Source organism: Bacillus benzoevorans, from assembly GCF_014207535.1.
GTDB classification, from domain to species: domain Bacteria; phylum Bacillota; class Bacilli; order Bacillales; family Cytobacillaceae; genus Bacillus_BD; species Bacillus_BD benzoevorans.
The window spans coordinates 293704-308140 of sequence record NZ_JACHGK010000003.1; the positions used below are offsets into that span (position 1 = coordinate 293704).

Genomic DNA, 14437 nt, shown 5'->3' on the forward strand with positions numbered 1-14437 from the left:
AGACATCCATCCTAATATCAACGCCTTTTGGAATATTATACAACATTCCTTGTGAGAAAAACAAACGATTGTTCGTTTAATAAAAAAAAGAACCGCACTCTTGTTAATCATATTCTTTAACAAGCGGCCATTCTTTTACATAAAAATATTAAATATGTGATTATTCCACGTCAGGTTTCGCCTTCAGTTCTTCATGAGCGCGTTTCACGATTGCCTCCGGTGTTTCCTTAAGTTGATTTTCTCCCTCTGTCAAATCTCCGCCCCAGTATAAATGCAGCAGAAATTCAATATTCCCTTCTCCGCCGGTAATAGGGGAAAAAGAAAGATCTTTTACCACATATCCTGTTTCTAGTGAGAAATCGATCATCGATTGAATCACTTGCTGATGAACCTTCGGATCACGGACAATTCCCTTTTTGCCAACCTGTTCCCGTCCGGCTTCAAACTGCGGCTTTACAAGAGCCACGATATCGCTTCCCGGCACCAATAAGTTTTTGAGAACCGGGAGAATTAGCTTCAATGAAATAAACGATACATCTATAGATGCAAAATTTGGCATTTCCCCTGCTAAATCACTTGGTGTGACATAACGGAAGTTTGTTCGTTCCATGACCACAACCCGTTCATCCTGGCGCAGCTTCCACGCCAGCTGGTTGTAACCGACATCCAGTGCATAGGACAGCTTCGCCCCATTTTGCAGAGCACAATCCGTAAATCCCCCTGTTGAGGCCCCAATATCCAAGAGAACCTTATCCGAAACACTCACATCAAATACTTTTAATGCTTTTTCCAGCTTCAGACCTCCCCTGCTGACATAGGGCAGCGTTTTCCCTTTCACCGTAAGCGGAGTATCAGCAGGAATTTTTTCTCCGGGTTTATCGAGACGGGTTTCATGGCTGTATACAATCCCTGCCATAATCGCCCGTTTCGCCTTTTCCCTCGTTTCAAATAACCCTTGTTCTACCAATAATACATCAACGCGTTCCTTCTTACTTTTCATCACTCAAGCCCTTTTTTGTTTTTTTCTGGCAATCGAATTTATCTTCTTCACAATTTCTTCTACTGTTAGACCGATTTCCTCCAATAATTCCTTCACACCGCCATGTTCAATAAAGCGGTCAGGAATTCCCATACGGTGTATTTCACTATGGTGAAACCCGTGATCGTGGGAAAATTCCAATACAGCGCTGCCAAAGCCGCCCTGAAGAACCGCCTCCTCAATCGTTACAAGCGGAATATTCAGCTGCAAGAGGGAAGTTAACAACTTCTCATCCAACGGTTTGATGAAACGGGCATTGACCACTTTCACCGAACAGCCTTGCTTTTCTAAAATCGCTGCAGCCTTTATCGCCATTGGAATCGTCGTACCAAAGGTTAAAATGGCTGCATCCTTTCCTTCTTTTAATACTTCCCAACTGCCAATTGGTATCGCATGAAGCGTCTCATCAAGCGGGACACCAAGCCCGTTGCCCCGTGGAAAACGGAGTGCAATCGGTCCGTCATCATACGTTAATCCGGTATACACCATATGCTGGCCTTCATTTTCATCCTTCGGCATCATAATGACCATATTGGGAAGATTGCGCAAGAAGGCAATATCAAAGACACCTTGATGCGTTTCGCCATCTGCTCCAACTAATCCGGCACGATCAATCCCAATAAAAACATTTAAATTCTGACGGCAAATATCATGAACGACCTGATCATAAGCGCGCTGTAAGAAGGTGGAATAAATGGCAAGGAACGGTTTCATCTTCTGCGTCGCCAGTCCCGCCGCAACGGTCGCCGCATGCTGTTCAGCAATGCCCACATCGAACATCCGATCAGGAAACTCGCTGGCAAATCCCTCAAGCTTAGAACCGACCGGCATCGCAGGTGTAATCGCCACGATCCGCTCATCTTCCCGTGCCATCCGTCTTACGGTTTCACTCACAAGCTTACTCCAAGCAGGAGGCGAGTTAACCGGCTTTAAAAAGTCACCCGTTTCAATTTTATAGGGTCCTGTACCGTGCCAGTTCCCGGTACGGTCATTTTCAGCCGGTTGATACCCTTTCCCTTTTTTCGTAATCACATGGAGTAAAATGGGTCCTTCCATCTTTTTGGCATAAGCAATGTTTTCAAACAATGCCTCGTAGTTATGTCCATCTACAGGACCAAGATAGGTAAAGCCTAATTCCTCAAAAAAGACCCCGGAAACCAATAAGTATTTTAAGCTGTCTTTTATTTTTTCTGCCGTTGCCGCAATTTTCCCGCCAACAGCTGGAATTCTTTTCATCAGTGCTTCCAGTTCATCCTTCGCCCATTGGTACTTTCCGGCGGTGCGCAGCCGGCCTAAAACATTGTGCAGGGCCCCTACATTCGGAGCGATCGACATTTCGTTGTCATTCAATATGACAATCATATTTTTTCTTTCATGACCGATATGATTGAGTGCCTCTAATGCCATCCCTCCGGTGAGCGCACCGTCGCCGATGACAGGAACGACATAACTTTGTTCCTTCCTTAGGTCTCGGGCAATCGCCATCCCCATCGCCGCCGATAAAGAAGTCGAGCTGTGTCCAGTTTCCCATACATCATGCTCACTTTCCATCATTTTAGGAAAACCGCTTAATCCTTTATATTGACGCAATGAATCAAACTCGGAAGCTCTGCCTGTTAGAATTTTATGAACATAGGATTGATGTCCGACATCCCAAATAATTTTATCATTCGGACTGTCAAAACTGCGATGAAGAGCAATGGTCAATTCAACAACTCCTAAATTTGGACCAATATGACCTCCTGTTTTAGAGAGTTGATGAATCAAAAAATCGCGGATCTCTTCACTGAGCTTCTCTAATTCCCTTATCGTCATCCCTTTCAAAAACGAAGGGTCTTTAATATTAAATAGATCCATTCAGTGGATCACTCACTTTCATTTCTTATTGTTCAACGACCGATATTTCGTCATTTTTTGTTTTAAGAGCAAAAACATCTATCTATAAAGTACATCATTGTAACCGATTTTTAAAATGTTTGCAGCCCTTTCATAACGGTAAAAAGACCGCTAGCACCTAGATGGTGATAACGGTGTTTATCTATAATCATACGATAAATTACTGGAGCTATTCCAATTAATCTTCTAATTAATGATCTCTTTTTGCCACAAGATCGGTAATTTCCTGAAGAAGTGCAGTTTTGGCACCTGTTTTTTCTAAAGCTGTCAAAGCTCCTGCAATTTGCTGCTCGAGGGCCGCTTTTGCTCCTTCTACACCTAAAAGGGCTGGATAAGTGGATTTATGTTTGTCCTCATCACTGCCAACAGGCTTTCCTAATATCTCTTCATTTCCGTCCAAATCAAGTAAATCATCACGAATTTGAAACGCAAGACCTAAATGCATAGAAAAATCATGCAGGTATCTTTTCGTCTCCATATTGGCACCAGCAATCACAGCCCCTGCCATGACGCTGTAAGTTAACAGTTTACCTGTTTTATGACTATGAATGTATTCCAGTTCCTCTATATTTAAGCTTTTATCTTCGCCTTCAATATCTGCGGTCTGTCCGCCGACCATTCCCTCAGCACCTGCAGCTAACGCCAGTTCGCGGATTAATTCAAGCTTTGCTTCAAGCGGTATTGACTGTTCTGGAGCCTCGGCAATCATTTGAAAGCTAACGGTTAACAAGGCATCCCCTGCCAAAATAGCATTTGCCTCCCCGAAAACCTTATGATTAGTCGGTTTGCCGCGGCGCAGGTCATCATCATCCATGCTTGGCAGGTCATCATGAATTAGTGAATAAGTATGGAGCATTTCGATGGCACAAGCAGGAAATAATCCCTGTTCCGGATCTTTCCCCAGTGCATCCAATGTTGCGAATAATAATAACGGTCTGATCCGTTTTCCGCCTGCTGTCAGGGAATAGAGCATGGCATCTTTTAGCACGGCCGGTGTTTGGAGTAGATTGACACTCTCCTCCATCTGTCTCTCGAGTATCTCTTTATATTTTCTGAAAAAAACTTCAAAGGTGCTGCTGTCTGACAAAATTTACTCCTCCTCAGGGATAGTAAAGGTTTCCTTTTCGCCATCAGATGTCAAAATCTGCGTCAATTGCTCCTCTACGCTTTTTAGCTTTTCATGACAAAGCTTGGAAAGTTCCATTCCATTTTTGTAGATGGAGATGGCTTCTTCTAAAGGAACATCTCCTTCTTCAAGTCGATCTACAATGATTTCTAACTGCTCCATTGCTTCTTCAAATGATAGGGTCTTTTCTTCTGCCACTGTCTTCACTCCCTTTTATCCACCACTTCACAAATTAATGTGCCGTCTGCTAGCCTTACTGCCACTTTCTCCTCTACGTGAACATCGGCAACGCTTTTGACAAGCCTGCCATCCTCTGCATAGGTGAGACTGTAACCACGTTCCATAATTTTAAGCGGACTTAATGCTTCTAAGGTTGAAAGCATAGCAGCAAAATCGGCATGCTTTTTAGCTAATATGACAGACATCGCTCTTAGTAGTGCTTTTGCTGTCTTTTCCTGCTGTTCCTTCGCCCCAGCCAACTGGGCATGCGGATGATTTCTGTTTAGACGTCTATCCGTATGCTCCAACTGCGCCCGTTTCAGCGAAAACAGCTTTTGTGAATTTCGTACGAGCTGCTCTTGTATTTTATCAAGCTGCTCCAATTTTTGTTCATACAGCCTGTGCGGGTAGCGAAATGCGTAGGATTTGTCCATCCGTGTCAGTTTAGTTCGCTGCTGACTGATTTTCTCCTTCATTCCCCGAGTCATCATCATTTGTCTCGTTAATACCCGTTCTAAGAGTTCATTGATATGCGGTACGGCCAATTCTGCAGCGGCCGTTGGTGTCGGCGCTCTTAAATCGGCGACAAAATCAGCGATCGTGAAATCTGTTTCGTGTCCGACAGCCGAAATAATTGGGACATTCGATTCATAAATGGACCTTGCGACGATTTCCTCATTAAACGCCCATAATTCTTCTATTGAGCCGCCGCCGCGTCCAACAATAAGAACATCGATCCCGTGAACAGTCTTGTTCGCCTCTTGGATTGCTGCGGCAACCGATGGTGCGGCTTGCTCTCCCTGCACTAATGCTGGAAAGATTAAGATATTGGCAATCGGAAATCTTCGTTTTATGGTGGTAATAATATCGCGAATCGCTGCTCCGGTCGGAGATGTAATCACCCCTACCGTCTTCGGAAACTTCGGCAGGCTTTTTTTATGCTCTTGGGCAAAGTATCCTAGCTTGTTCAGTTTTTCTTTTAACTGTTCAAAGGCGAGATACAAATCACCGATTCCGTCCGGCTGCATTTCCTTTACATACATTTGATATTGACCGCTCGACTCATACACGGTAATTTCGCCGCGCAGCAGGACCTTCATCCCATTTTCCGGGGAAAATTTCATTGAGCGGTTATAGCTGGAAAACATCACGGCCAGAATTCTGGCTTTCTCATCCTTTAAGGTAAAATACATATGACCGCTCGAATGCTGTTTGAAATTGGAGATTTCTCCTTTGACAAACACATCCTGCAAATGCGGATCCGCGTCAAATTTCCGTTTAATATATTTTGTTAAAGCACTGACGGTTAAAAAACGCTGCTCCTTCATAGGCAAACTCCTTAAATAGGATCTGTGCTCCATCAAACTGCCGTTCTTCTTTCAAGCGGGATAAACGGCCCGAAGCCCATGATCCGATAAATTTCGCGTGCAGAATTTTTAGGCTCACAAAACCTTACTTGGTAAGCGAATCCTTTACCTTTGACAGAACGCCGTTTATGAATTTGCTTGATTGATCGTCGCCATATATTTTGGCGATCTCGATCGCTTCATCGATTACAACATTTGCTGGTACTTCATCCTGACAGTAAATCAATTCATAAACGGAAAGTCTAAGTAAATTCCGATCGACATTAGCCAGCCGCTCAATCGTCCAGTTTTCCAAATGTTTTTTGATGTTGGCATCAATATCTTCCATATGCTGGGCTGTACCCGTAACAAGGCGTTCTAAATACGAATCAGATTTCTGTCCCTCCAGTACATGTTCCAGAGCAGCATTCGCCTCCGCTTCGCTCACATCTATTTGAAAAATTGCCTGCAGAGCCTTTTCTCTCGCTGTTCTTCTTTTCATCATATCGTTAACCCCTTTAATCATAATATAGCAAAAAAACTTTGAATACGATTCATATATAAGTAAAATCTACTTCATTGTCCGTTTTCACATAACACGATAATAGCATATCTGCATTAATTTCGCACTTCCATATCAAATATTCTAAAGCAGCTGCAGATCATAAAGAAAACCCGCCGATTGGCGAGTCCAAAGGGTGAAGACAGAGGTGTGGTTGCCCTTATACTTTTTTCCTAACAATTGCGACTGCTTCGAGATCCTTCTTCCCGCAATTTTATACTTACTAAAAGTGCAAAAATAAGGCTGACCTGGAATGGCAGCCTTATTTTCCATATTCAGCTTTGGCCTCCGTAACTTTCCTCCCATTAAAAGGAGCGTAAAAGCCAATTTGAATTTTGTCTAAAGTTCTTCCTGATATTCAGGTTCCGGATTATGATTCTCAAATTGAATCCCAACAACATGAATATTGATTTCTTCAGTTTCCAGAGCAGTCATATTGATAAGTGCCTGACGGATGTTGTCCTGAATGCCTTGGGCAACAGTTGGGATGGAAACCCCAAACTTCATGACACAATAGACATCGACGCGAATTCCTTCCTCAAGAAGTTCCACCTTTACGCCTTTGCCGTGAATTTTCTTCCCGAAGCGTTCCACGACACCAGAGGCAAAATTCCCCCTCATCGACGCAACACCCTCAACCTCAGATGCAGCAATACCTGCAATAATTTCAATCACTTCAGGGGCAATTTCCACTTTTCCAAGACTGTTTCCACCTGGATTCATTTCCAAAATGTTATTGACACTCATCAAAAGGACCTCCTCTTATTATTCGGATTTCATCACATCATTTAATTCCAGGAATTTTGTATTAAACTCACCTGAAACAAATTGTTCGTTGTTCAGCAATTTCAAATGGAACGGAATTGTCGTGTGAATTCCTTCAATAACAAATTCACCCAAGGCCCGTTTCATTCGTGCAATCGCTTCATCACGAGTTTTTCCATATGTAATGACTTTAGCAATCATCGAATCATAATATGGAGAGATCGTATATCCTGGATATGCCGCTGAATCAATACGAACCCCTAATCCACCCGGTACTAAATACATTTTGATTTTCCCCGGGGAAGGCATGAATTTCTTTTCAGGATTTTCTGCATTAATCCGGCATTCAATCGCCCATCCATTAAGAGTAACATCTTCCTGAGTCAGAGTAAGCTTTTCACCGGAGGCCACAAGGATTTGCTCTTTGATAAGATCAGTCCCTGTCACCAACTCTGTCACCGGGTGTTCTACCTGGATACGGGTATTCATCTCCATAAAATAAAACTTACGGCTGCGGTAGTCATAAATGAATTCTATCGTACCTGCACCTGTATAATCAACTGCTTTAGCTGCTTTTACTGCAGCATTTCCCATTTCAGCGCGAAGTTCACTGTCAATCACCGGCGATGGTGATTCTTCTAATAATTTTTGCAGACGTCTCTGGATGGAACAGTCCCGTTCACCGAGATGTATAACGTTGCCAAAGTTGTCAGCCATAATTTGAATTTCAACATGGCGGAAATCCTCGATATATTTTTCAATATACACACCCGGATTGCCAAAAGCGGTTGCCGCTTCCTGCTGCGTAATGTTGATGCCCTTAATTAATTCTTCTTCAGTACGTGCCACGCGGATTCCTTTACCGCCGCCGCCTGCTGTTGCTTTTATAATAACCGGATATTCTATTTTTTGGGCTAATTCGATCGCTTCATCAATGCTGTTGATGATACCTTGAGAGCCCGGCACAATTGGAACACCAGCTTCTCTCATCGTTTCACGAGCAATGTCTTTAATTCCCATTTTTGTAATTGCTTCAGGTGTTGGTCCGACAAAAGTGATATTACAATCACGGCAAAGCTCAGCAAACCCTGCATTTTCAGCCAAAAATCCATAGCCCGGGTGAAGTGCATCACATCCTGTAAGCTTCGCCACACTTATAATATTCGTTGTATTTAAATAACTGTCCTTGGAGGCCGTAGGTCCGATACAATATGCCTCATCGGCAAGTTGCACATGAAGGGCTTCCTGATCGGCCTCAGAATATACCGCCACGGTTTCAACTCCAAGTTCGCGGCAGGCACGGATAATCCTGACGGCGATTTCCCCTCTGTTTGCTATTAATAGTTTTTTGATCATGTATATTGCACTCCTTACTCAGGTTTCACTAAGAATAAAGGCTGTCCATATTCAACAAGCTGTCCATCTTTTACGAGGATTTCAACGATTTCTCCGTCTACTTCAGCTTCAATTTCATTAAACAGCTTCATCGCTTCAACGATGCAGACAATTGAAGCTTCAGATACTTTTGCTCCAACGCGTACATATGGATCTTGATCAGGACCTGGAGATTGATAGAACGTACCTACCATTGGCGAAGTAATTTTTTGTAGATTTGCCGTATCTACTGCTGACTCTGGCTCACTTACCGTTTCGACAGCTACAGCTTTCGCTTCTGCCTGAACCGCCTGCACTGGTGTTTGAACCGCTTCAACCGCTGCAGTTTGAACTGGCTGCTGTACAGCCTGCAAAGCGGCAGGTACAGCGACAACTTCTCCAGCGCTATTTTTTTTCATTTTGAGTTTAGCCCCATCGGCTTCATACACGAACTCGTCAATATTTGACTGCCCGATTAATTTGATTAATTCTCTGATTTCTTGCACCTTAAACATGTTAAAAGAACCCCCCTGGTTTTTCATTATAACAACTTGTTAGTATTATCATACGATAAGACATTTGACAAGTTCAATAACGGTTTATATTCATTTTTTGGTGCACCCCAAAATGTTTACCCTTACATTTTAACATTTTAAAATGTTTTGTAAATTGCTAATGTAATATTTTATCGCTATTTTTCGACAAAAAAATAAAGGAAAAGTATGTAACTTTTCCTTTATTTCAAACTTTTATTTATAATTATCCATATATTTTACTAAACTTTTCCTATTTTCGACACAAATCCAGCTATCGTTACCTATCACTTCGTGTTTTGAAATTCTACAACGGCATGAAGCGGTCCCAGCTCGCTTCTCACGGTTTGAATGATTTTATTAGCTTCAGAACGGGATTGCTTTTCTGCTTTGACCGTGATGCTGACTTGATTTCCTTCAGCACGGACCAGTACGTCCTCATAATCCATCGCTTTAATTAACGTTTCCAATAAATACTCTTTTTGTGCGATATCATTTAACTCATCCATCTTTTCCTTTGCCTTACTTCTTTCTTCAGCGGAAAGCTCAGTAGAAGCAATGGTTTTTGTTAATTCTTCTTTCATTTTACTTCTTTCATCCATCAGCTGCATCCTTAATGTTTCGAAAACTTCGTCACCTGCTGCATTCGAAATAATAGCCATATCTTTTTCATTCGCAGCTGCTGGTGCTTGACTATCTTGGCTGATGTCTTCATCTATTTCTTTATTCGTGCCTTTTTCATCAGCATTTTTTTCCGTTTTCTCTTCCTTTTGTTCGCCAACAGCCGCCATATCAGTTGGCTGCTGCTCCGGAGAAGTAATATAATAAACAGACAGGACTACAACTAAACTCAACATCGTTAATAACCAAACAGTTTGTTTTTTTAACAGCATCTATGAATCCCCCTTCGTTTTTTTCGGTAAGACAGATACCCGGTGACTAGGAACATCCAGCACCCTCGTCACAGCCTCGATAATCCATTTCTTCACCTGAATGTTATCCGCACCGTTTGCGACAACAAGCACGCCGCGTATAGCTGGTTTCTTCGTTTCAATTACGATCGGTACTTCTTTTTCCCCATCCTGGATGATCACGAGCTGATCATCGGTGGAATGATCCTCAACGTTTCTTTTCCCGCCTTCACGGTCGGTCTCTTCGGTCACTTGATTCTGCGATTTTGCATTTTTTTCGAGAATCCGCTTTTCCGTTGCATCAACGTTGACCACTACGGTGACATCACTGACTCCAACAATCGTGTCCAGCGCCTCTTTTAATTGATTTTCGTATGCTTGTTCATAGGATTCAATTTCGCTATTCCCTGATGATTTTTTGTTGGCAAAAACTTCAGACGCTCTTTCTTCCCTCTCGTCCTGTTGGTTAAAAACAGGTACATCCTCTTTTGCTGATCCGTTAGGTCTTACTACATTACTTAACAGCATAATACCGGCACCAAACAATAATAATAAAATTAAATAAGGATACTTCCCTTTTTTCTTCTCTACGCGCTCAACTTTCGCGTCTTGTTTTTTCAGCCATGAAAATGGTCCTTTATCCTCTTTCATTCGCCCCCTAGTCCCCCCCATCTATATGAACTTCAATCGTATTTTCATCCATATTCCATTGCTTTGACAGCAAAGAAACGATTTTCTCTTTTTGTGATGTTTCCTTTTCTTTTAAAAGGGGCTCATTCGCGTTAATTTCTATCGTTTTTACTGCTTCTACTGCTTTTCTCTCTTCCGTCTGTTCAGTTAATTGGATAACCACCTTTTGTAAATTTCCTGGAAAGGGACGCTCATCATTCTCATCCATTAAGAATTTCAGATCCGTAATCACGAAACCGTATCGGCTCATCAACTCCTTTTCTGCCTTCTCTTTTAATTGGACAGTCATTTGTTTAAAAATATATGCGTCCTGAGAGGCTTGTATTTCATTTTTCTGTAAATCCATTAAATTTTTTATCGCATTCTCTTGTCCCTCTCCGATGGCCGGAACGGATAATAAAGCTTCATCCAGATCATACGTAAACAGTTTGAATACAGGAGTCAGAATAATCGAGATAAGCAGCAAACCGACTACCATTTTCGTGTATTTTTGGAACTTAGAGTTTGGGAGGATCATATCGAGCACCGTAGCAAAGAGGACAAAAAGAATGATATTTGTCACCCATTCTTTAATCAGTTCCATAGGACTTGTCCCCCCTAACGCACCATTATGGTTAAGTTCCCTGCAGCAATGATGACCGTAATACTAAGGAAAAACATGAGCGAAACAATCGCCAGTGCCGAAAAAACGTAGAGAATGCTTTTCCCGATAATATCAAGGCATTTAATAATCGGTCCGCCCCCTAGCGGCTGCAGAATCGCTGCTGTAAATTGATAGATGAGAGAAATAATCAGCAGCTTCACAGCTGGAAAGGCGACGATCAAGAGCAGAATGGCGACTCCGATAATGCCGACTGAATTTTTCAGCAGAAGTGATGCACTCAACACCGTATCGGTTGCATCGGTAAACATCCGCCCAATAACGGGAATAAAGTTCCCGGTAATAAATTTCGCCGTCTTAATGGCAATCCCGTCTGACACAGCTGCCGACGCCCCTTGTACGGAAATCACTCCGAGAAAAATTGTAAAAAACATACCAAGCAGGGCAATGCTGCCATTTCGGAGTAAATTGGCCAGTTGGGTCACTTTATACTGCTCACTAAGAACGCTGACAATGCTTAAAATCGCCGAGAGAAAAAGAAGCGGAAGCACGATATATTGAATGAAATGACCGCTGATATTGATCAAAAATAAGATAACCGGATGGAAAAAGGCCGCCGATATCAGACCGCCGGATGCCGCAATCAATGCGAGCAAGAGCGGAATTAAGGCCATGATAAAGCTTGTCATCGTGCTGATTGCATCCATCGCATAGGAAATCGCCACATGAAAGCTGTTTAAGGCAATGATAATGAGTACCATGAAGACAACAGCATAGGCCGATTTACTGATCGTGCCGCTTTCAAAAGCATTTTGCAGCGATTGCAAAAACATGCTGAGAACGGTTAACATGATAAGAGAGCCTAAAAGCTTGCCATTCGCAATCAGTTCTTGGAAGGCAAATTTGACAATTCCCATCAGCCATTCCTTAATCGAGAGCTCTTTTTCCCCGCTGATAAAGTCATAGAGACTGCCTTTTTGACTTTCCGGCAGTAATCCTCCATATTCATCAATAATGTTCTCCCAGAAGCCTTTTAGCTCATCGAGATTCAGGCTTTGCATCTGTGTGTCCACCATTTCTTGGAGCACCGATGTATCTGTCGTTTTCACGTTGTCTGTTTCTGCGGCAGCCCCCGGTACAAAGAGCAGGAATCCTGTAATTATGAATAAAACTAAGAACGACAGCCGCTGCTTCAATTTCCTTTCACCTCAACTCGGGATTAGCCTGATGATTGTTTCAATTAATACCGTTAAAATCGGGATAGCCATCGCCAGGATTAATATTTTTCCGCCCATTTCAATTTTGGAAGCAATCGACCCTTGGCCAGCATCCTTTGAAATTTGTGCGGCAAATTCAGCGATATAGGCAATCCCAATAATCTTTAAGATGGTCTCCACATAAATTAAATTAACTTTTGCATTAATCGCCATTTTTTCAATCATCGAGATAATCGCGTAAATTTGATCGACTAAAAACAGAAAGATAGCACAACCAGTGAATACGATTAATAAAAAAGCAAAATTCGGTTTTTGTTCTTTTAAAATTAAAGCAAGGAAAGTGGCAATTAAGGCGATTCCAATAATTTGAAAGATCTCAATCGCAAATCACCCCGCTATCCTTGAAATAAAAAGACAGATTTAATTTTTTGAAATAGATCATCTACAATCGTTGCAACCATAAATAAGATATAAATAAATCCAAACAGGGTCACCCATTGGGCATATTCCTTTTTACCGACCTGGTCGAGAATCGTATGTAAAAACGCCACCACAATCCCTACGCCGGCAATTTTAAAAATAATATCAACTTCTAGCCCCATCTTCTAATCCTCCTCTACAGCAATAAAATGATCAACAGCATCCCCGCTAAAAACCCCACACTTTTCACCATTTTCTCGTATCTTGCTTGAATATCCCGTGCTTCGTTTTCTTCTCTCTCCAGATGGGTAGAGGCTAGATGGATTTGCTTTTGCTGGGACAGGCGGTCATGCCGTCCAAGGGTTTCCCCGAATTGTTTCATGATTTCAAGTTCACTATTTTTTAATGCAGTCAAGCCCCACACTTCATCGAGAACTTCCTCCCATGCCTCCTTGACCGTTGTCTCCGTTTCTACTAGTTTCTGTGCGAATCTTTCGAAAAATAAAGCCAATGGGTTCGTAATCTGTGCCGCGATTCTGCGTGATGCCTCATGGAGCGGCGTATGTCCGTACATGATTTCGACTTCTAAAGATTGGAGTGCTGATCGTAATGCACGCAGCTGGCGAGGTCTTTCACTAAGCTGGCGTGCCGTTTCAAAACCTGCCCACGTTGTCGCCATCATGATCAACACCGCACCTATGATTTTCACCATTTATTTCACACTCGCTCTAGTTTTCAATTCCCTGCCGTGACCATCTTCGATTCTGGTTACCGTCCCGGGTCCATCCTGCCTGCTTAGGATGATAAAACGCTGAAAGATGCGTTCATCGAGGATCCTTCTTAACGAAGGCCGGTTTCGGACTTCCTTCAATGATTCCCCGTGTGTCGTCATCATCAGTTTAATGCCCGCATTAACGGCCTCTAAAATCGCTTCACTGTCTTCTTTTCTTCCGATTTCATCGACAATGAGCACCTCTGGACTCATCGAACGAATCATCATCATCATACCTTCTGCTTTGGGGCAGGCATCCATGACGTCAATCCTCGGACCAAAGGACATTTGCGGAATGCCTGAAACACAGCCGGCGATTTCAGACCGTTCGTCGATAATCCCTACCTTTGCCGCAGGAAATCGCCCCTTCTTGTCGCCACTGGAAATGATACGGGCAATATCCCGCAGCAGCGTGGTTTTTCCAGTTTGCGGCGGTCCGATGATCATCGTATGGAACCATCGTTTGTCATAGAGGTCCGTGATAATCGAATCGGCGATGCCGATCTTCTCTCTTGCAATGCGAATATTAAAGGAGGACACATCCCTTATCGCCTTTACCTTGCCGTCTTCAAGAATGACCTTCCCCGCAAGCCCGACACGGTGTCCCCCTTCAATCGTAATGTAACCCCGCTTCAATTCTTCTTCCAGGGCATAAATCGAAAAATGACCGATTTTATTTAGCAAATGAACCGCATCTTCTGACCCGACGATATACGGAAAATACTTCACGGTCCCTTTGACGGAAATTTCAAGCGGCCGTGAAATCCGAACACGTATTTCTTCTATTTCGTTTATTTCGACAGGAGGGATTTGACTAATTTGATTACTGATGTTTTTAGGCAAAAAAGATAAAACGGTCTGCACTATTATTCCTCCCTTTATTCTTGTAGCGCTCATTTAAATGTATGGCCTGCTTGACCACATTATGACCTTAATCTACCTGTATACAGTTATAAATGATGGCGG

General features: G+C 42.7%; 16 protein-coding genes and 1 pseudogene. All 17 read right to left on the reverse strand.

The window, feature by feature from the left end; translation table 11 throughout:
* Window positions 1-160: 160 nt before the first annotated feature.
* The 17 genes and pseudogenes from HNR53_RS07190 to spoIIIAA all read right to left on the reverse strand — a co-directional run bounded on the left by HNR53_RS07190 (window position 161) and on the right by spoIIIAA (window position 14335).
* A complete protein-coding gene (locus HNR53_RS07190; RefSeq protein ID WP_184524313.1) occupies window positions 161-1000 on the reverse strand; it encodes a TlyA family RNA methyltransferase in 840 nt (279 codons plus the stop codon).
* A pseudogene (gene dxs, locus HNR53_RS07195) lies at window positions 1000-2896 on the reverse strand (1-deoxy-D-xylulose-5-phosphate synthase). The gene HNR53_RS07190 and the pseudogene dxs overlap by 1 nt, the downstream one beginning before the upstream one ends.
* A gap of 229 nt (window positions 2897-3125) precedes the next feature.
* Window positions 3126-4022 (reverse strand): polyprenyl synthetase family protein, encoded by an 897-nt coding sequence (locus HNR53_RS07200; protein WP_343065291.1) that lies wholly within the window; start codon window positions 4020-4022, stop codon window positions 3126-3128.
* 3 nt (window positions 4023-4025) lie between these two features.
* Window positions 4026-4259 (reverse strand): exodeoxyribonuclease VII small subunit, encoded by a 234-nt coding sequence (locus tag HNR53_RS07205; protein ID WP_184524317.1) that lies wholly within the window; start codon window positions 4257-4259, stop codon window positions 4026-4028.
* A 5-nt stretch (window positions 4260-4264) separates the two neighbouring features.
* Window positions 4265-5608 carry an exodeoxyribonuclease VII large subunit gene (gene xseA, locus HNR53_RS07210; RefSeq protein ID WP_184524319.1) on the reverse strand — a complete coding sequence of 448 codons (1344 nt, stop codon included), beginning with the start codon at window positions 5606-5608 and terminating at the stop codon, window positions 4265-4267.
* 124 nt (window positions 5609-5732) lie between these two features.
* Window positions 5733-6128 (reverse strand): transcription antitermination factor NusB, encoded by a 396-nt coding sequence (nusB, locus tag HNR53_RS07215; protein WP_184524481.1) that lies wholly within the window; start codon window positions 6126-6128, stop codon window positions 5733-5735.
* A 399-nt stretch (window positions 6129-6527) separates the two neighbouring features.
* On the reverse strand, window positions 6528-6935 hold the full coding sequence (locus HNR53_RS07220) for an Asp23/Gls24 family envelope stress response protein (RefSeq protein ID WP_184524321.1): 408 nt from the start codon (window positions 6933-6935) through the stop codon (window positions 6528-6530).
* 18 nt (window positions 6936-6953) lie between these two features.
* Window positions 6954-8309 carry an acetyl-CoA carboxylase biotin carboxylase subunit gene (accC, locus tag HNR53_RS07225; RefSeq protein ID WP_184524323.1) on the reverse strand — a complete coding sequence of 452 codons (1356 nt, stop codon included), beginning with the start codon at window positions 8307-8309 and terminating at the stop codon, window positions 6954-6956.
* Window positions 8310-8323: 14 nt separating this feature from the next.
* Window positions 8324-8842 carry an acetyl-CoA carboxylase biotin carboxyl carrier protein gene (accB, locus tag HNR53_RS07230; protein ID WP_184524325.1) on the reverse strand — a complete coding sequence of 173 codons (519 nt, stop codon included), beginning with the start codon at window positions 8840-8842 and terminating at the stop codon, window positions 8324-8326.
* 305 nt (window positions 8843-9147) lie between these two features.
* Entirely contained in the window at window positions 9148-9753 is a 606-nt protein-coding gene (locus HNR53_RS07235; RefSeq protein WP_184524327.1) for a SpoIIIAH-like family protein, read from the reverse strand.
* Entirely contained in the window at window positions 9754-10422 is a 669-nt protein-coding gene (gene spoIIIAG, locus HNR53_RS07240; protein ID WP_184524328.1) for a stage III sporulation protein AG, read from the reverse strand. It lies immediately after the preceding gene.
* Window positions 10423-10429: 7 nt separating this feature from the next.
* Window positions 10430-11044 carry a stage III sporulation protein AF gene (spoIIIAF, locus tag HNR53_RS07245; RefSeq protein WP_184524331.1) on the reverse strand — a complete coding sequence of 205 codons (615 nt, stop codon included), beginning with the start codon at window positions 11042-11044 and terminating at the stop codon, window positions 10430-10432.
* A gap of 14 nt (window positions 11045-11058) precedes the next feature.
* Window positions 11059-12258 carry a stage III sporulation protein AE gene (spoIIIAE, locus tag HNR53_RS07250; protein WP_246439384.1) on the reverse strand — a complete coding sequence of 400 codons (1200 nt, stop codon included), beginning with the start codon at window positions 12256-12258 and terminating at the stop codon, window positions 11059-11061.
* Window positions 12259-12270: 12 nt separating this feature from the next.
* Window positions 12271-12660 (reverse strand): stage III sporulation protein AD, encoded by a 390-nt coding sequence (gene spoIIIAD, locus HNR53_RS07255; RefSeq protein WP_343065296.1) that lies wholly within the window; start codon window positions 12658-12660, stop codon window positions 12271-12273.
* Window positions 12661-12674: 14 nt separating this feature from the next.
* Window positions 12675-12881: a stage III sporulation protein AC gene (gene spoIIIAC / locus HNR53_RS07260; protein WP_075982268.1), complete on the reverse strand. Its 207-nt coding sequence runs from the start codon at window positions 12879-12881 to the stop codon at window positions 12675-12677.
* A 14-nt stretch (window positions 12882-12895) separates the two neighbouring features.
* Window positions 12896-13411 (reverse strand): stage III sporulation protein SpoIIIAB, encoded by a 516-nt coding sequence (spoIIIAB, locus tag HNR53_RS07265; RefSeq protein ID WP_184524333.1) that lies wholly within the window; start codon window positions 13409-13411, stop codon window positions 12896-12898.
* Window positions 13412-14335 carry a stage III sporulation protein AA gene (gene spoIIIAA, locus HNR53_RS07270; RefSeq protein ID WP_343065292.1) on the reverse strand — a complete coding sequence of 308 codons (924 nt, stop codon included), beginning with the start codon at window positions 14333-14335 and terminating at the stop codon, window positions 13412-13414.
* Between the last annotated feature and the right edge of the window lie 102 nt (window positions 14336-14437).